The sequence below is a fragment of the Polaromonas sp. P1_G4 genome (assembly GCF_056405475.1).
The window spans coordinates 1-17,337 of sequence record NZ_JBFUCA010000021.1; the positions used below are offsets into that span (position 1 = coordinate 1).

Annotated in this window: 14 protein-coding genes; 2 read left to right on the forward strand and 12 right to left on the reverse strand. The window is 61.3% G+C overall.

Translation table 11 applies throughout. The features are described from left to right. Window positions 1-97: 97 nt before the first annotated feature. The 10 genes from typA to AC1D1X_RS02175 all read right to left on the reverse strand — a co-directional run bounded on the left by typA (window position 98) and on the right by AC1D1X_RS02175 (window position 14,796). Window positions 98-1,924 carry a translational GTPase TypA gene (gene typA / locus AC1D1X_RS02130; protein WP_477671649.1) on the reverse strand — a complete coding sequence of 609 codons (1,827 nt, stop codon included), beginning with the start codon at window positions 1,922-1,924 and terminating at the stop codon, window positions 98-100. 34 nt (window positions 1,925-1,958) lie between these two features. After that, window positions 1,959-3,014 carry a tRNA pseudouridine(55) synthase TruB gene (gene truB, locus AC1D1X_RS02135; protein WP_477671650.1) on the reverse strand — a complete coding sequence of 352 codons (1,056 nt, stop codon included), beginning with the start codon at window positions 3,012-3,014 and terminating at the stop codon, window positions 1,959-1,961. A 90-nt stretch (window positions 3,015-3,104) separates the two neighbouring features. Further along, window positions 3,105-3,473, reverse strand: coding sequence for a 30S ribosome-binding factor RbfA (gene rbfA / locus AC1D1X_RS02140; RefSeq protein ID WP_457282766.1), 369 nt, complete (start codon window positions 3,471-3,473; stop codon window positions 3,105-3,107). A 60-nt stretch (window positions 3,474-3,533) separates the two neighbouring features. Next, entirely contained in the window at window positions 3,534-6,431 is a 2,898-nt protein-coding gene (gene infB, locus AC1D1X_RS02145; protein WP_477671651.1) for a translation initiation factor IF-2, read from the reverse strand. A gap of 27 nt (window positions 6,432-6,458) precedes the next feature. Then, window positions 6,459-7,985, reverse strand: a complete 1,527-nt coding sequence (gene nusA / locus AC1D1X_RS02150; protein WP_477671652.1) for a transcription termination factor NusA — start codon at window positions 7,983-7,985, stop codon at window positions 6,459-6,461. 32 nt (window positions 7,986-8,017) lie between these two features. Continuing rightward, window positions 8,018-8,620 carry a ribosome maturation factor RimP gene (gene rimP / locus AC1D1X_RS02155; protein WP_477671653.1) on the reverse strand — a complete coding sequence of 201 codons (603 nt, stop codon included), beginning with the start codon at window positions 8,618-8,620 and terminating at the stop codon, window positions 8,018-8,020. Between the two features lie 459 nt (window positions 8,621-9,079). Beyond that, entirely contained in the window at window positions 9,080-10,723 is a 1,644-nt protein-coding gene (locus AC1D1X_RS02160) for an ABC transporter ATP-binding protein (RefSeq protein WP_477697761.1), read from the reverse strand. Further along, window positions 10,723-11,877, reverse strand: a complete 1,155-nt coding sequence (locus tag AC1D1X_RS02165; RefSeq protein ID WP_477671655.1) for an ABC transporter permease — start codon at window positions 11,875-11,877, stop codon at window positions 10,723-10,725. Before AC1D1X_RS02165 ends, AC1D1X_RS02160 begins: the two co-directional genes overlap by 1 nt. Then, window positions 11,843-12,877 carry a microcin C ABC transporter permease YejB gene (locus tag AC1D1X_RS02170; RefSeq protein WP_477649404.1) on the reverse strand — a complete coding sequence of 345 codons (1,035 nt, stop codon included), beginning with the start codon at window positions 12,875-12,877 and terminating at the stop codon, window positions 11,843-11,845. The genes AC1D1X_RS02165 and AC1D1X_RS02170 overlap by 35 nt, the downstream gene beginning before the upstream one ends. Before the next feature lie 119 nt (window positions 12,878-12,996). Further along, on the reverse strand, window positions 12,997-14,796 hold the full coding sequence (locus AC1D1X_RS02175) for an extracellular solute-binding protein (protein ID WP_477697762.1): 1,800 nt from the start codon (window positions 14,794-14,796) through the stop codon (window positions 12,997-12,999). A 107-nt stretch (window positions 14,797-14,903) separates the two neighbouring features. Here AC1D1X_RS02175 and fabI point away from each other — a divergent pair, with 107 nt between their 5' ends. Together fabI and AC1D1X_RS02185 are read left to right on the forward strand one after the other, a co-directional pair. Next, complete coding sequence (fabI, locus tag AC1D1X_RS02180) at window positions 14,904-15,713, forward strand: enoyl-ACP reductase FabI (RefSeq protein ID WP_477671657.1); 810 nt, start codon at window positions 14,904-14,906, stop codon at window positions 15,711-15,713. Between the two features lie 126 nt (window positions 15,714-15,839). Continuing rightward, a complete protein-coding gene (locus AC1D1X_RS02185; RefSeq protein ID WP_477671658.1) occupies window positions 15,840-16,076 on the forward strand; it encodes a hypothetical protein in 237 nt (78 codons plus the stop codon). Here the strand turns inward: AC1D1X_RS02185 and AC1D1X_RS02190 are convergent. Together AC1D1X_RS02190 and AC1D1X_RS02195 are read right to left on the reverse strand one after the other, a co-directional pair. Beyond that, on the reverse strand, window positions 16,058-16,798 hold the full coding sequence (locus tag AC1D1X_RS02190) for a GNAT family N-acetyltransferase (RefSeq protein ID WP_477671659.1): 741 nt from the start codon (window positions 16,796-16,798) through the stop codon (window positions 16,058-16,060). The two genes, AC1D1X_RS02185 and AC1D1X_RS02190, sit on opposite strands and share 19 nt — an antisense overlap. Window positions 16,799-16,964: 166 nt before the next feature. Beyond that, window positions 16,965-17,312, reverse strand: coding sequence for a GFA family protein (locus tag AC1D1X_RS02195; RefSeq protein WP_477671714.1), 348 nt, complete (start codon window positions 17,310-17,312; stop codon window positions 16,965-16,967). Between the last annotated feature and the right edge of the window lie 25 nt (window positions 17,313-17,337).

The following is a 17,337-nucleotide window of genomic DNA, read 5'->3' on the forward strand; positions in this document are numbered from 1 at the left end:
ACCAGCAGGGGCCGCGGAACCGGCTTTGCCGGGCCGCAGGCGCAACGGCCCCCTCGGGGGGCAGCGCATTACACGAAGTGAAAAGCGTGGGGGCTCTTCAAGACCTGCCTGCGCGCTTGCGATCGCTCTCTTTGAGGTGGCGCTTGCGCAGGCGGACGGACTTGGGCGTGATTTCAACCAGCTCGTCGTCCTCGATGAACTCGACACCGTATTCGAGCGTGAGCTCGATAGGCGGCGTGATCTTGATCGCGTCTTCCTTGCCGCTGACGCGGAAGTTGGTCAGCTGCTTGGTACGCGTGGCGTTAACGACGAGGTCGTTGTCGCGGCTGTGGATGCCGACGATCATGCCTTCATACACCGGGTCATTGGCGCGCACAAACATGCGGCCGCGGTCGTCCAGCTTGCCCAGGGCGTAGGTGAAGATTTCACCGTCGTCCATGGAGATCAGCACGCCGTTTTTACGGCCGCCGATTTCGCCCTTGTGCGCTTCGTAGCTGTCGAAGATGTTGGAAATCAGGCCGGAACCACGGGTCAAGTTCAGGAACTCGTTGGTAAAGCCGATCAGGCCACGCGCCGGGATGCGGTACTCAAGGCGCACGCGGCCACGGCCGTCCGGCTCCATGTTCACCAGCTCGCCCTTGCGCTCGCCCAGCGCCTGCATCACGCCGCCCTGGTGCTGGTCTTCGATGTCGGCGGTGACCAGCTCGATAGGCTCGTGCTTTTCACCGTTGACTTCCTTCATCACGACACGCGGCTTGGACACGGCCATTTCGAAACCTTCGCGGCGCATGTTTTCCAGCAGGATGGTCAGGTGCAACTCGCCCCGGCCCATGACTTCAAAGATACCTTCTTCGTCGGTTTCGCTGACGCGCAGGGCCACGTTGTGCTGCAGTTCCTTTTGCAGGCGGTCCCAGATCTGGCGGCTGGTGACGTACTTGCCTTCGCGGCCGGCCAGCGGGCTGGTGTTGACGCAGAAGTTCATGGTCAGGGTCGGTTCATCAACCTTGAGCATGGGCAGCGGCGCGGGGTTGGTCGGGTCCGTGATCGTCACGCCGATACCGATGTCGGTAATGCCGTTGATCAGCACGATTTCGCCCGGGCCGGCTTCTGTGGCCTGCACGCGTTCGAGGCCCTGGAAGGTCAGCACCTGGTTGACGCGGCCTTTGACGGCCTTGCCGTCCGGGCCTTCCATGACCACCACGTCCATCATGGGCCTGATCGTGCCCTGGCTGATGCGGCCGACGCCGATGCGGCCGACGAAGGTCGAAAAGTCGAGAGCGGAAATCTGCAGCTGCAGCGGCGCGGCAGGGTCGCCCTTTTGCGCAGGCACATGCTTCAGGATGGTGTTGAAGAGCGCCGACATGTCGGGGCCCCACTGCTCGTTCGGCGGGCCTTCTTCGAGCGAGGACCATCCGTTGATGCCGGAGGCGTACACCACCGGGAAATCGAGCTGCTCGTCGGTGGCGCCCAGCTTGTCGAACAGGTCGAAAGCGGCGTTGATGACCTTGTCGGGATTGGCGCCCGGTTTGTCGACCTTGTTGACCACCACGATAGGCTTGAGGCCCAGGGCCAGGGCCTTCTTGGTCACAAAACGCGTCTGGGGCATGGGGCCTTCCTGCGCATCGATCAGCAGCACCACACCGTCGACCATGGACAGCGCGCGCTCCACTTCACCGCCGAAGTCGGCGTGGCCCGGGGTGTCGACGATGTTGATGTGCGTGCCTTCCCAGGTCACGGCGCAGTTCTTGGCCAGGATGGTGATGCCGCGTTCTTTTTCGATGGCGTTGTTGTCCATCACGGTGTCGACCACTTTTTCGTGCTCGGCAAAGGTGCCGGACTGACGCAGCAGCTGGTCAACCATGGTGGTTTTGCCATGGTCAACGTGGGCGATGATGGCGATATTGCGGATTTGGTTATGGCTCATGGTTGGCTTTCAGGAAGACTCGAAACGGTACGGGTTAATGTTGGAAAGAAGAAGCCGCAACGCCTGTGGGCGCGGCAGCGAAATCGGGTGCGGAACGTTCGGCCGGCACGGTGGCCTTGGAGGCGGCTTGCAAAATGTCCTGTATTTCAATCGGGCTCAGCAAACGCTGCGGAATCAATTCGTCGGCCGTGACATGGGCCGAGCCCAGGAACGCCGGCGGCTCGGTGCCATAGACCTGCACCAGCGGCGCATCGGCGCCCCACTGCCCGGGTTCACCCCGGCGGCGCAAACCACTTAAAAACCGCCCTGCATTGTCGGCGTCCAATGTGACAGACGGGTACGCCGACACCAGCGACTGCGCCGGCAGCAGGCAGGCTTCGCGCTCGGGCTCGGTCATGGCTTCCAGGGCCGGCAAGGTCACGCACTGCTGCGCCGTGTAGCCGCCGGTCTCCAGCCGCCTGAGCGATCCGAGATGCGCACCGCAGCCAATGGCTTCGCCAATGTCTTCACCGAGCGTGCGGATATAGGTACCCTTGCTGCAGGTCACTATGATTTTGATAGCGGCTTGCGCACGGCTGTCCTGGGCCACAGCCATAGTCAGTTTGAAAATCGTGATGTGGCGGGCTTCCCGCTCCACCTCTTGCCCCTTGCGGGCGTATTCGTACAACGCCTTACCGTCTTTTTTGAGTGCCGAGTACATGGGCGGAACCTGTGCCTGCGGGCCGGTGAAACGGTCCGTCAGCGACTCCAGCAAGGCTGGTGTGATCTCGGGCACGGGCCGGGTTTCAATCACGTCGCCTTCGGCATCGGCCGTGGTGGTTTTCTGGCCCAGCAGCAGCACCGCTTCATATGTCTTGTCGGCGTCGAGCTGGATCTGGCTGAACTTGGTGGCCGCGCCAAAGCACAACGGCAATACGCCGGTGGCCAGCGGATCAAGCGTTCCGGTGTGGCCGGCCTTGTCGGCGCGCAGCAGCCATTTGGCCTTCTGCAAGGCCTGATTGCTCGACAGGCCCAGCGGCTTGTCGAGCAGCAGCACGCCATGCACGGGACGTCGCTGGATTTTCTGGCGATGAGAAGAGGTTTGCGTCATAAATTCCGACAGGCYCAACGCCCGGGCTGGCCCGGGCGCGTCGTTGGCACCGTTGTCCCTGAACCTGTCATCAAGGGGAACGGCGCGAACTCAGTCGTCTTGGGCGCGGGAAGAAACCGCCTTGGCAATCAAGGCGTTCATGTCGGCCGCACGTTCGGTCGTGCGGTCGAAGTGGAAATGCAGCGTCGGCACGGTGTGCGTCATCAACCGCTTGAACAGGCCGTTGCGCAGGAAACCGGCGGCCTGGTTGAGCGCTTCTTCGCACTCTTTCGGGTCGCCGACAAGCACACTGAAAAACACCTTGGCATGCGCATAGTCGGCCGTCACCTCGACGGCCTGCACGGTCACCATCCCGACCCGCGGGTCTTTGAGTTCGCGCGCGATCAGCTCCGTCAGATCGCGCTGGATCTGATCGGCGACGCGAAAACCGCGATTCGGGGTGGATGATTTTTTACGCATGTCAAAAAATGGTGGGGTCTGCGGAAAGGCTGGCAGCCAGGGGCTGCCGGCCAGCCGGGATCAGACTTCCAGTGTCCGCGCCACTTCCCTGATTTCAAAGAACTCCAGGATGTCGCCAACCTGGATGTCGTTGTAGTTCTTGATGTTCAAGCCGCACTCGAAGCCTTCCTTGACTTCCTTGGCGTCGTCCTTGAAGCGCTTGAGCGAGTCGAGTTCGCCCGTGAAGACGACCACGTTTTCGCGCAGAAGGCGCAGGCGCGCGGTGCGGCGAACCACCCCGGCGGTGACCATACAGCCGGCGATCGAGCCGATCTTGCTGACCTTGAACACCTGGCGAATCTCGGCATTGCCGATGACTTCTTCCTTCTTGTCCGGCGTCAGCATGCCCGACATCGCGGCGCGCAGTTCGTCCACAGCGTCATAAATGATGTTGTAGTAGCGAATGTCCACGCCGTTGTTTTCGGCCTGCTTGCGGGCCTGGGCATCGGCGCGGGTGTTGAACCCGATCACCACGGCCTTGGAGGCAATCGCCAGATTGACGTCGGACTCGGAAATGCCGCCGACACCGGAATACACCAGCTGGACCTTGACTTCCTCGGTCGAGAGCTTCAGCAGCGACTGGGCCAGCGCTTCCTGCGAGCCTTGCACATCGGCCTTGATGATGATGGGCAGCATCTTCACTTCACCGGCGCCGATGTCGGAGAACATGTTCTCCAGCTTGGCGGCCTGTTGCTTGGCCAGCTTGGTATTGCGGAACTTGCCGGCACGGTAGGTGGAGATTTCACGGGCACGGCGCTCGTCGAGCATGACCATGAATTCATCACCAGCCTGCGGTACTTCCGTCAGACCCTGAATTTCCACTGGAATCGACGGACCCGCCGTTTTGATCGGCTTGCCGTTTTCGTCCAGCATGGCGCGCACGCGGCCATAGGTCGAACCAGCCAGCACCACGTCGCCGGCTTTCAGCGTTCCCGCCTGAATCAGCACAGTCGCCACGGGGCCACGGCCCTTGTCGAGGCGGGCTTCGATCACCAGGCCCTTGGCCAGCGCATCCACCGGCGCCTTGAGTTCAAGCACTTCTGCCTGCAGCAGCACCTGTTCGAGCAAGGCATCGACACCGGCGCCAGTATGGGCCGAGACACCGACAAAAGGAACGTCGCCGCCGAACTCTTCGGGAATCACTTCTTCGGTGACCAGCTCGCCCTTGACGCGCTCCATGTTGATACCAGGCTTGTCGATCTTGTTGATCGCCACCACGATGGGAACACCGGCCGCCTTGGCATGCTTGATGGCTTCCTTGGTCTGCGGCATCACGCCGTCGTCAGCCGCCACCACCAGAATCACGATGTCGGTCGCCTGGGCACCGCGGGCACGCATGGCGGTAAACGCCTCGTGGCCCGGAGTATCCAGGAAGGACACCATGCCGCGCGGGGTTTCCACGTGGTAGGCACCGATGTGCTGGGTGATGCCGCCCGCTTCACCGGAGGCCACTTTGGCGCGGCGGATGTAATCGAGCAGCGAGGTCTTGCCGTGGTCAACGTGACCCATGACCGTCACAACCGGCGCGCGCGGCAACAACTCGGCCTGCTGGCCTTGCACGTCTTCGTCGGCAAAGGCTTCCGGGTCGTCCAGCGAAGCCGTCACGGCCTTGTGGCCCATTTCTTCCACCACAATCATGGCAGTGTCCTGGTCCAGCGGCTGGTTGATGGTGACCATCTGGCCAAGCTTCATCAGGTGCTTGATCACTTCCGATGACTTCACGCTCATCTTGTGCGCGAGTTCGGCCACGGTGATCGTCTCAGGCACGTGCACTTCAATGACCTTGAATTCGGTCGGCGCCACGAAGGTGGATTCAGGACGTGCTTCACGGTCATTGCGGCGGCCACGCGGGCCGCCACGGAAATTGCCACGGCCGGGCACAACGGGTGCGCCACGGCTTGGAATGCCCTTCTTCTTGGCAGCGTCGTCCTTCCAGGTCGAAGACAGGTTCTCCGACTTGACTTCCTTCTTGCCGGCGGCGCCAGGGGCCCCCGCAGCGGCCGGCGCACCCGGTTTGGCCGCGGCACCCGGCGCCCCGGCCGGCTTGTGCAGCGTGCCCTTGATGGCGGCTTTGGGATCGACGTGGGGCACCAGAACGCGCTTGGGCGCGGACATCATGGCGCGAATGCCGGCAGCTTCTGCTTCAGCCTTGCGGCGGCGATCCTGGAGCTCTTGCGCCTTGGCGGCGTCGGCCTGGAATTCGGCGGTGGCTTTGGCCTTGGCAGTTGCAGCGGCAGCCGCGGCATCGGCAGCCTTCGTGGCCTGTACGGCCGCAGCGGTTTCAGCGGCCTTGGTGGCTTCAGCTGTTACTGGCGCGGCTTCCTTGGCTTTTCCGGCTGGCTTGGCTTTCTTGACCACGGCCTCGGCGGCTGCAGCAGCCGCCTGGGCGGTTTGCTCGGCGGCCAGGCGCTCCTGCTCGCGCGCAGCATCCTTGGCGTCCTGCTCTTCGCGAAGACGGCGTTTTTCAGCAAGCTCCTGCTCCTGGCGGCGCAGCAGTTCTGCGTGGCGGCTGGCTTCTTCTTCGCGGCGAATCAGCTCGGCATCGTCGATGACGGGAGGTGCCGGCGGAGCGGCCACTTCAGGCTGCACTTCTTCCGCAGGCTGGTCGGAGCCGTCGTCACGCTTGATAAAGGTACGCTTTTTACGCACTTCCACCTGGATGGTGCGTGCCTTGCCGGTGGCATCGGCCTGCTTGATCTCGCTGGTGGATTTTTTCACCAGGGTGATCTTCTTGCGCTCGGCCGTGACGGTGCCATGGCTGGCCTGCAGATAGCCGAGAAGCTTCTGCTTGTCCGCTTCGGACAAGGGGTCGCTGGCTTGCGCCTTGGCGACACCCGCGCTGGTCAATTGCTCGATCAGGGTGGCGGGAGATTTATTGAGTTCAGCTGCGAATTCAGCGACGGTAGTGGTACTGGACATATGTTTTTTTCCTGCTGGCCTCCATGATCATTGCTCTTGGGCCGCTGCAGGTGCAGGGGTGTCAGCGGCAGCGGGTTCATCGGTAAACCAATGGGCGCGTGCGGTCATGATCAGGGCTTTGGCTTCGTCCGAAGACTGGCCGGTGATATCGGTAAGTTCGTCCACGGCCAGATCGGCCAGGTCGTCGCGGGTATGGATGCCCGCTTCTGTCAGTTTGGCGATCAGCTCTGGCGTGAGGCCTTCGACGTCGCGCAGGTTCTGCGACACGCCTTCGGCATTTTCTTCCTTGGCGATTTCCATCGTCAAGAGCGCATCTTTGGCGCGCGTGCGCAGCTCATTGACGGTGTCTTCGTCGAAGGACTCGATCTCCAGCATTTCCTGCAGCGGCACATAAGCCACTTCTTCGAGACTGGTGAAGCCTTCGGAGATCAGGATGTCGGCGATTTCCTCGTCCACGTCGAGCTTTTCCATGAACAGCTTGCGGCTGGAATCGGTCTCGGTCGCCTGCTTTTGCGCAGATTCATCGGCCGTCATGATGTTGATCTTCCAGCCGGTCAGCTCGGCGGCAAGGCGCACGTTCTGGCCGCCGCGGCCGATCGAAATGGCCAGGTTTTCTTCATCGACGACGACGTCCATGGCGTGGCGCTCTTCGTCGACCACAATGGACGACACGTTGGCCGGGGCCAGCGCGCCGATCACGAACTGGGCCGGGTCTTCGCTCCACAGCACGATGTCCACGCGCTCGCCGGCGAGCTCGTTGGTCACGCCGTTGACACGGGTGCCGCGCACGCCGACGCAGGTGCCGATCGGGTCGACACGCTTGTCGTGCGACAGCACGGCGATCTTGGCGCGGGAACCGGGGTCACGGGCGCAGGATTTGATCTCCAGCAGGCCTTGTTCGATTTCAGGGACTTCCTGGCGGAACAGCTCGATCATGTACTCGGGCGACGTGCGCGAGAGGATGATGGGCGCGCCGCGCAGGGTCGTGTCAACTTCCATGATCATGGCGCGCACGCGGTCGCCGGAGCGCAGGTTTTCCTTCGGGATCATGTCGGAACGGCGCAGGCGGCCTTCCACACGGCCGGATTCGACAATGATGTCGCCCTTGTCCATGCGCTTGACGGTGCCAACAAAAATCTTGTCGCCGCGCGACATGAAGTCGTTGAGCAGCATTTCGCGCTCGGCGTCACGGATTTTCTGCAGAATGACCTGCTTGGCGGCTTGCGCGCCAATACGGCCGATGGGCAGGCTTTCCACCGGCTTTTCGATGTAGTCGCCTTCTTCGATGTCGGCAATCTCGTCGCGTGCGTCGCTGACCAGCTCTTCGGCTTCGGGGTTCTGCAGGCCGGCTTCGTCAGGCACCACCAGCCAGCGGCGGAAGGTCTCGTAATTGCCGTTGTCACGGTCGACGGCCACGCGGATGTCCACTTCGCCTTCGTACACCTTCTTGGTGGCCGAGGCGAGCGCAAGCTCGACGGCGCCAAAAACGACGTCACGTTCCACATTTTTTTCACGCGAGATGGCATCAACCAACATCAACAGTTCGCGATTCATTTCACAAGCCTGCCTTTCTTCATTTCTTGAAATTAATTCTCTGCAAAGGGTTCGGCACCAGGCGTTATTTTGGGTTTACGCCCCTTGAAATCAACCACGGGCGCGAGGCGCGCCTGTTGAATTTCATCGAGGGTAAAACCCAACGCCTGCAGCGGTGCGGGAACCTTCTTCTTACTGACCTTCTGGCCGGGTTTGACGGCCGGCTCATCGCTCCACACGATCTGCCAGCCGGCCACGCCGTCCGCGGCCACGACACGCTCCAGCGTGCCGCGAAACTTCTTGCGGCTGGCCGCGACGGTTGAACCGGCGCTGGCAGCCACGCCAATAGGAGCCTTGAGCGTGATGTCGATCAACTCACCGGCAAAACGCTCAAAATCTTTTTCGTTGCGCAAGGGCCTGTCGATGCCGGGGGAACTGACTTCCAGCCGCGCATATTCGGCGCCTTCGACTTCCAGGACAAACTGGAGCTGGCGGGTGACTTTTTCGCAGTCCTCGGCATTGATGAACTGTTCGGCACCCTTGACGTAAGACATGTCGATCGTGACGCGCAGCAAACCACCGCCGGTGCGTTCGATCTCGACCAGCTCGTAGCCCAGCCCCGTCACAGTTTGCTCAATCGTCTCTTGCAATGCCATTCAGTCTCTTAAACCCGCTCTAAATCCGTATGTTCAAAAACAAACGCCCAAAAAAAATGGGCGGTGAAAACCCGCCCATTTGGTCGTGAAGCTCTTATTGTAACGTGCTGCGCCCTTCGATGCAAACAATTTCCGTGCCTGACACGCTAGAGATTGCCTGAACCGTCGATGTAAATCCTTCTGGTTACGACGCCCACCTGCTCATTGGAACAGGCCTGATGAATCGACCCAAGGCATGTCCTTTTCGGCCAACCAATCCGGCGTCACCACTAGAAAGAAGCAGCGTCAAAATGAATGCATCGCTGCGTGAAAGTCCAAATGACGCCTCCTCTTCACGCTTCCTTGAAAAAAATTTGTAAATCCAATAAAACCAATTAAATCATATGGATTTTTAATTTAGTTAAAGTAATTTATAAGGATTTTTTGTGATCTCCGCGGGGCCGTGGAGACGCACAATATTCAAGCCGCGGTGACCAGAACCCGCGTATAGGGATGCTGAGGTGTATCCAGCACTTCGCTCAGTGAGCCTGACTCCAGCACATCGCCGTCCTTCATCACCATGACTTCATGGGCCATGGCACGAATCACGTCGACGTCGTGCGTGATCAGCAAATAACTCAGGCCACGCTCGCGCTGCAATCTTTGCAGCAGTCCCAGCACCTGTTTCTGGATAGTGACGTCCAGCGCGCTGGTGGGTTCGTCCAGCACCAGCAGGCTGGGGTTGACGATCAGCGCGCGCGCAATGGCCAGCCGCTGGCGCTGCCCGCCTGAAAATTCGTGCGGATAGCGCTGCAGCAAACCCGGAAACTGGGCCTCGGTCATACCGACATCGGCCAGCGCCTGCAGCGCCCGWTCCCGCCGCCCGGCTGGGGCCAGTTTGGGCTCGTGCACCGTCAGGCCCTCCTCCACAATGGCTTCAACGGTCATGCGGGGTGACAGGGAAGAAAAYGGGTCCTGGAACACGACCTGAACGGCGCGGCGGATGGCCTTGTTGCGTGCCGCATCCCGGCTCCAGGTCTGGCCGGCCGCCTGCAGCTGCCCTGAAAAAGGCAGCAAGCCCAGGCTGGCCAACGCCAGGGTGGATTTTCCGGATCCTGATTCACCGATCACGCCCAGCGTCCTGCCCGGGGGGATATGAAAACTGGCGTCTTTGACCGCCACAAATTCGGCTTTTTTAAACCACCCGCGTATGCCTGGAATGGAGACCGGATACGCCACGCGCAGGCTTTCCGCACGCATGGCCGGCCCCACGCCCGCTTCCGCACCAGCGTCGGCCGCCAGCCCGTCCCGCTGCGGCTTGCTGTCGATCAGCTTGCGCGTGTAAGGGTGCTGTGGCCGGGCAAAAACCTCCGCCACGGCACCCTGCTCCACGATGTGGCCGTTTTCCATCACCGCGACTCGGTCGGCAAACTTGCGCACGAGGTTCAGGTCGTGTGTGATCATCAGCACCGCCATGCCGTTGCGCTGCTGCAGCTCGCCCAGCAGGTCCAGGATCTGGCCGCGCAGGGTGACATCCAGCGCGGTGGTCGGCTCATCGGCCAGCAGCAGCCGGGGCTGGCAAGCCAGCGCCATCGCAATCATGGCCCGCTGCCGCTGGCCACCCGAAAGTTGATGCGGAAAGGAGTTGGCCCGCCTTTCAGGCTCGGTGATACCCGTATCTGCTAGCAATTTGATAGCTGCTTGCGCACATTCAGCGGGGGTCAGGCCCTGTTTTAGCTGAAGAACTTCGGCGATCTGGTTGCCCACACTGAACAGGGGGTTCAGTGCTGTCATGGGCTCCTGGAAGATCATGGCGATGTCACGGCCGCGAATCCCACGCAAGGACTGCTCCGGCAAGGACAGCAAATCCACGGGCGCCCTGGGCGGCGCACCGCTGGCGGCCCGGTCTGCCGCATCGATGCCGGTAAAAACAGCCTTGCCACCGACCACGGCGTTTTGCGCCAGCCGTAGCAGGCTCAGCGCCGTCACGGTCTTGCCCGAACCCGATTCGCCCACCAGCGCAAGCTTTTCGCCGGGTGCGATGGAAAAATCGATGCCGTAGACGACGGATTTTCCTGCGAACGAGATCTGCAGGTTTTTGACATCAAGGAGCGGCGGCGTCATCAGTCGGCCTTCCTGGGATCCAGGGCATCGCGCAAGGCGTCGCCCATGAAGGTGAGGAGCAGCAGCGTAATCACCAGCACCGCGAAGGTAGACAGCGATATCCACCACGCATCGATGCTGTTCTTGCCTTGCGACAGCAACTCACCGAGCGAAGGCGTGCCCGGCGGTACGCCCAGACCCAGGAAATCAAGCGAAGTCAGCGCCAAAATCGCGCCACTCATGCGAAACGGCAAAAAAGTCACCACAGGCGTCAGGCTGTTGGGCAGGATGTGCCGCCAGATGATGTGCAAGTTACCCACGCCCAGCGCGCGCGCGGCACGCACGTAGTCCATCTGCCGGTTGCGCAGGAATTCGGCGCGCACATAGTCTGACAACCCCATCCATCCGAACAGGCTGAGCAGGATCAGCAACAACGCAACGCTAGGCGCAAAAACGGCGCTGAAGATGATCAGCAGATAGAGCTCCGGTACGGAGCCCCAGATTTCGATGAAACGCTGGAACAGCAAATCGGTCTTGCCACCGAAATAGCCCTGTAGCGCCCCCGTCAGCATGCCGAGCAGCACACCGGTGACCGTCAGCGCCAGCGCAAACAGTACACTGACCCGAAAGCCGTAAATCAGCTGGGCCAGCAGGTCGCGCCCCCGGTCGTCGGTGCCCAGCAGGTTGGCGCGCGTCGGCTTCGAGGGGTTGGGCTCTTTCGCAAAATAATTGAGGGTGTTGGGCCCGTAGGGATTGAGGGTGTACAACGCGAAATTGCTGCCACGCGCCAGCCGTTCCTGGATATAGGGATCGAGGTAATCGGTGGTCGTGTCGAAGTCACCCCCAAAGGTCTTCTCGCTGTAGTCCTTGACCATGGGAAAGTAATAGCCTCCCTCATAGCGCACCAGCAGCGGCCGGTCGTTGGAGACGAGCTCGGCACAAAGACTGAGCACCACCAACGTACAGAACACCACCAGGCTGTAAAACCCCAGCTTGTTGCGCCGAAAACGCCTCCAGGCGCGCTTGGCGGGAGAGTTCGAAACGTACTTTTCTTGTACAGCGTCGCCGCGGACCGGGCTTTGCCCGTCCGCAGGAGGCGTCCCCTCGGGGGGAAGGCCGCCGGAGGTGGCTTCAGGGGGGTTAATCGAACCGTACACGCGGATCCACCCAGACATAAGACAAATCGGAAATCAGCTTGGTGAACAGGCCGATCAAGGTAAACAGGTAGAGCGTGCCTAGCACCACCGGGTAGTCGCGCCGGATGATGCTTTCATAGCTGAGCAGCCCCATGCCATCCAGCGAGAACAGGGTTTCGATCAGCAGCGCACCGGTGTAGAACGAGCTGATAAAGGCGGCCGGGAAGCCGGTGATGAGGGGAATCAGCGCATTGCGGAACACATGCTTCCACAGCACCTGGCGCTCACCCAGGCCCTTGGCGCGGGCCGTGAGCACGTATTGCTTGCGGATTTCCTCCAGGAAGGAGTTCTTGGTCAGCATGGCCGTGACTGCGAAGCTGCCCAGCACCATGGCCGTGACCGGCAAGGTGATATGCCAGAGGTAATCGGTGATGCGCGCACCCCAGCTCAAAGTCTCCCAATTGGGCGAGGTCAGGCCGCGCAACGGAAACCACTGCAACTGGCCGCCGAAGATCACCAGCAGCGCGACACCCAGCACAAAGCCAGGAATGGCATAGCCGGTCAGCACCAGCAAGGTTGTGACGAAATCGAAACGCGAGCCGGCACGCACCGCCTTGGCGACGCCCAGTGGCACAGCCACCAGGTAGCTGATGAAGAAGGTCCACAAACCCAGGCTGATGGAAACCGGGAGCTTTTCCTTGACCAGTTGCCAGACCTCCTTGTTGTGGAAGAAGCTTCTGCCAAGGTCAAAGCTCAAAAACTGCTTGAGCATCAGGTAAAAGCGCTCGGGCGCCGGCTTGTCGAAACCATAGAGCGCCTTGATCTGCTCGACGCGTTTCGGGTCGACGCCCTGCCCACCCCGGTAGCTCAGGCCGCCACCCTCGGCACCGCCTCCACCGCTGGGGCCGGCCTTGGCCTCGGCCATGTATTGCTCCACCGGCCCGCCCGGCACGAACTGCGTCACCACAAAGGTGATCAGCAACACCCCGAACAAAGTCGGGATCATCAAAAGACAGCGTTTGAGAATGTAGGCAAACATGATCGATCAAACTCCCGCCAAACCCGGTGGGCAGCGCGGAACTGGCTTTGCCGGGCCGCAGCTGCCGCCCCCTGCAAGGGGGGAAGGCGTTACGCGAAGCGAACGTCCGACGGGGGTGTTCATTTTTTCCACCAGGTATCGATGATCCAGGTCTCGCCTGGCGCATAGGGTGGCATCTGGCCCGGCATGGCAAGGCGGCGTGCGTTATAGACCACGCGATGGGTGCCGGCCGTCCATTCCGGCAGCAGGTAGTGGCTGTGCGCCACGATGCGTTCCAATGCACGGCAGGCGGGCAACAACTCGGCCTTGGTTTTGGCGCTGGTCATTTTGGTGATCATGGCATCAATCGCGGGATTGGCGGCTCCGCTGAAGTTACCCGACTCCTCAGTGGCGGCGGCCTTGCTACCGAACATGTCGGCGAACTCCTGACCCGGGTTGTTGGTGCCACCGTAGGCGATGGAGATGATGTCGAACTCGAATTTATCGAGGCGCTGCTGGTAGAGCGCGAAGTCGACCTGCCGGAAGTTGAGCTGGATGCCGAGCTTTTCGAGGGCGCGTATCCAGGGCGAAATCGTGCGCACACCGCCCTCGTTGCTATCCAGGTATTCCAGCACCATAGCCTCGCCTTTGGCGTTGCGCAGCTTGCCGTCCCGAACCTCCCAGCCGGCTTCCTTCAGGAGCACCTGGGCACGGCGCAAATTAGCGCGCAGCGAAGAGTCGCCGTCAGTGCGCGCCGGCACGTACATGGCGCCGAATGCCGCTGCGGGGATGTCCTGGCGCCAGGGTTCCATCAAAGCCAGCTCTTCGGGCTTCGGCAGTCCGGTGGCCTGGCAATCGGTGTTTCCGAACAGGCCGGTCACGCGCTGGTAGGCGTTGTAAAACAACTGGCGGTTCATCCACTCGTAGTCGATCGCCAGTCCCAGAGCTTCCCGCACGCGCGGGTCCTTGAGCTTTTCACGCCGACTATTTAGCACATAGCTCTGGAAACCCGTGGGCAGGCTATGCTTGAATTCCCCCTTGACGAGTTCGCCGCTGTCAAAACGTTTGCCCGTCAGGCGCCGCGCCCAGTCGCCGGCCGAGAAGAAACGCATGATGTCGAACTCACCGGCCTTGAGCGCCTCAAGCTTGGCAGTGTTGTCCTTGTAAATCTTGACGGTGACGGTGTCGAAATTCCCTGTACCGACCCGAACATTGAGTTTCTCACCCCAGTAGGTCTTGTCGCGCACATAACTGATGTCTTTGCCGAAAACCACCAGGCCGATTCGATAGGGCCCGCTGCCAATGGGGATGTCGGTCACGACCTCATTGAAGGGCTTGGCCTTACCGGTGGCGTCCATGCCCCACTTGCGGCTGAACACCGCCATGCCGCCCACTTTCAACGGCAGTTCGCGGTTCGGCTTCCTGAAACGAAAGCGCACCGTCCRCTCGCCCACCACCTCGCAGGCTGCGACGTCTTCGAACACGGTCTTGTAGGACGGCGAGGTATGCGGGCCCATCAGGGTGTCAAAGCTGTATTTGACGTCGGCCGCCAGCACCGGGTCACCGTTGTGAAAGCGCGCTTCCTTGCGCAGGCGGAAGGTGGCCGTGAGCCCGTCAGCCGACACCTCGACGTCTTCGGCCAGCAGCCCGTAGCCTGAGGCGGTTTCGTCCATCGCCCCCGTCAGCAGCGTGTCGAACATGAAGCTCGACAAATAGGCCGGCGCCGAGCCTTTGATTGTGAAAGGGTTGTATTTGTCGAAAGTCGAGTAACGCAGGTTGCTGACCAGGCGCAGGTCCCCGCCCTTGGGTGCTGCGGGGTTGACGTAGTCGAAGTGGGCAAACCCCGCGGGGTACTTGAGGTCTCCCCAGAGTGCATAGCCGTGCGCGGCCCATGACGGTGATGAAAGACCCAGCAGGACCCAAACCAGCAAACTTCGCATGCGACAATTCTGCACTACTTAAGCTGGCAAGATTGCGGCGCGCAGACACTGCGCCCCTGTCCCTTGCCTTCCCTTCCCCCGCGAACTACCTACTCTGGAGCACCTGCATGGCCACCAACACCGGATTCCTCACTGGCAAAAAACTGTTGATCACGGGGGTCCTCTCGAACCGGTCCATCGCCTATGGCATCGCCAAGGCCTGCCATGCCCAGGGCGCCGAGCTGGCGTTCGGCTATGTCGGCGAGCGCTTCAAGGACCGCATCACCGAGTTTGCTGCCGACTTCGACTCGAAACTGATTTTTGACTGCGACGTGGGCGACGACGCGCAGATCGACAAGATGTTTGCCGACCTCTCCAAAACCTGGCCAACGTTTGACGGCTTTGTGCACAGCATCGGCTTTGCGCCGCGCGAGGCGATCGCCGGCGACTTTTTGGACGGCCTGTCACGTGAGGGCTTCAAGATCGCCCACGACATCAGCGCTTACAGCTTTCCGGCGATGGCCAAGGCGGCCCTGCCCTACCTCAACAAAAAATCGGCCCTGCTCACGCTGACCTACCTCGGCGCCGTGCGCACCGTGCCCAACTACAACACCATGGGCCTGGCCAAAGCCAGCCTGGAAGCCTCGGTGCGCTACCTGGCCGAATCGCTGGGCCCCAAGGGCATGCGCGTCAACGGCATCAGCGCCGGCCCGATCAAAACCCTGGCCGCCAGCGGCATCAAGGGCTTCGGCAAGATTTTGAGTGTGGTCGCCGAGGCCTCGCCAATCCGCCGCAATGTGACGATTGAAGACGTCGGCAACGTCGCCGCCTTTTTGCTGAGCGACCTGGCCGCAGGCGTGAGCGCCGAGATCACCTATGTGGATGGCGGCTTCAGCCACGTGGTCGGCGGCATCGCCGAACCGGCAGCCGAAGCCTGAAGGCTTTCGCGCCCGGCTGGCGTGCCGGGCGGCGCGCACATGCGGCAAGTTGCACCCTTGTCTCGCATGGCGCGCTATGAAATAGATAGCGGCTCGCGCATGACCCTATTGGGCAGGAGGCCAAATATGTTCATGAAGAACGGCTTCCAGGTACTGCAAAGCCGTTTTTTTGAGGCAAGACGGGGCGGCAAGACAGCCAAATTCGATCAAATCAGGCCTGAAAATAACAATAAAGCAGGCTCTAGCCTAATAGCCACCATCGCAAGCAGCTATAAAAATCATAGCAACTTGCCGCATCCAGTATCCCGCACACACCCAATTCCGCACCGCGCCTGGATCAAGGTTCAGCCCTGGGTCCAGTAGTCATAACTCCAGACCGTTTCAAAGCCCGCCCGCCGGTAAAGCGCCCGCGCCGGGGCATTGCCTTCTTCCACCTGCAGGAATACACGCTCAATGCCCCGCTGCATGGCCGCTTCGGCCATGGCGGTCAGTACCCGGCCCGCCAATCCCTTGCCGCGATGTGCCGGGTCGGTTCGCATGCCGTGGACACTGGACCATCCGTGGCTGAACGCCGCCGCGCCAGCCGCAATGGCCTTGCCGCCTTCGCGCACGCTGGCAAACACGGAATCACGCCCGCGGCTCAGTGACCTGACACGGCTGGCGCCGTCCACGGGGTCAAAACCCTCGGCCAGGAACAACGCGGCCCAGGCCTCGTCCGGCGCGTGGGCTGTTTCAGCCAGTGCCTGCGCCGACACACCACGCATGGACTTGACCTGCGCCACTTCCACCAGCACCGGCTTGCCTGCCGTGTAACCCCGCGTGCCCAGTTCGCGGCGCAAGGCATCAAAGCAGGCCTCATTGGCCAGCCGGAAGACGGCCCGCTTGCCGCGCGCACGGTACAGCCCTTCAATGCGATCGATCACGCCATCGGCGGGGGGTTGATGCAGCAGGGGCACCGCACTTTTGGCCCGGCTGACGGTCCCGCTGTCAAAGGGCAGCAGCCAGCCCTCGATTTCAAGCTGCTCCTCGGGTGATACAGCTGCCACAGTGGCGCGCTCGATATTTTCAATGTCGCTGGAAGTCATGGTGTCAGTAAAAAAATGTCGAGGCCGACTGGCCCAAGGGAAGTCAGACAGCACTGAGCAATATGAGTAATGGCCGGGAATACCGGCCCCAGGGGTGCGGACGAAGTGGCAGATTATTGCGTCCGCCAGAGTCCGGGAATACAGGATCCGGGGGTTCCGGGAAGAGCTAGGAAGAACGCCCGTCAAAATGYGTCACCTTGATGGTGTCCAGATCGATTCCCTCGAGGCAGCGGACGTTGACAGCTGCAATGCGATTGCCGGCAGGATCCGTCCCTTCGCCATAAGGATGAATGCCACAGGCGGGGCAGAAACGGTGGCTGATCACATGCTTGTTGAACTGATAGGTGCTGGCATTTTCATCGGGTGTCAGCAAACGGAGCTGGTCATGCGGCACAAACCACAGCAGCGACCCTTTGCGCTGGCAGATGGAGCAGTTGCAGGCCAGGGCGCTGTTCGGCTGGCCGTCGACCTCAAACGCGACCTTTCCACAATGGCAACTCCCTCTGGAAGTCATTTTTTCTGTCATAAGTTGATTCCTT

What these genes read in the sequence shown, in the direction of transcription:
- typA (WP_477671649.1), bottom strand. Translation starts at nt 1,924, where the DNA reads ATGAGCCATAACCAAATCCGCAATATCGCCATCATCGCCCACGTTGAC.
- truB (WP_477671650.1), bottom strand. Translation starts at nt 3,014, where the DNA reads ATGACGCAAACCTCTTCTCATCGCCAGAAAATCCAGCGACGTCCCGTG.
- rbfA (WP_457282766.1), bottom strand. Translation starts at nt 3,473, where the DNA reads ATGCGTAAAAAATCATCCACCCCGAATCGCGGTTTTCGCGTCGCCGAT.
- infB (WP_477671651.1), bottom strand. Translation starts at nt 6,431, where the DNA reads ATGTCCAGTACCACTACCGTCGCTGAATTCGCAGCTGAACTCAATAAA.
- nusA (WP_477671652.1), bottom strand. Translation starts at nt 7,985, where the DNA reads ATGAATCGCGAACTGTTGATGTTGGTTGATGCCATCTCGCGTGAAAAA.
- rimP (WP_477671653.1), bottom strand. Translation starts at nt 8,620, where the DNA reads ATGGCATTGCAAGAGACGATTGAGCAAACTGTGACGGGGCTGGGCTAC.
- AC1D1X_RS02165 (WP_477671655.1), bottom strand. Translation starts at nt 11,877, where the DNA reads ATGTCTGGGTGGATCCGCGTGTACGGTTCGATTAACCCCCCTGAAGCC.
- AC1D1X_RS02170 (WP_477649404.1), bottom strand. Translation starts at nt 12,877, where the DNA reads ATGTTTGCCTACATTCTCAAACGCTGTCTTTTGATGATCCCGACTTTG.
- fabI (WP_477671657.1), top strand. Translation starts at nt 14,904, where the DNA reads ATGGCCACCAACACCGGATTCCTCACTGGCAAAAAACTGTTGATCACG.
- AC1D1X_RS02185 (WP_477671658.1), top strand. Translation starts at nt 15,840, where the DNA reads ATGTTCATGAAGAACGGCTTCCAGGTACTGCAAAGCCGTTTTTTTGAG.
- AC1D1X_RS02190 (WP_477671659.1), bottom strand. Translation starts at nt 16,798, where the DNA reads ATGACTTCCAGCGACATTGAAAATATCGAGCGCGCCACTGTGGCAGCT.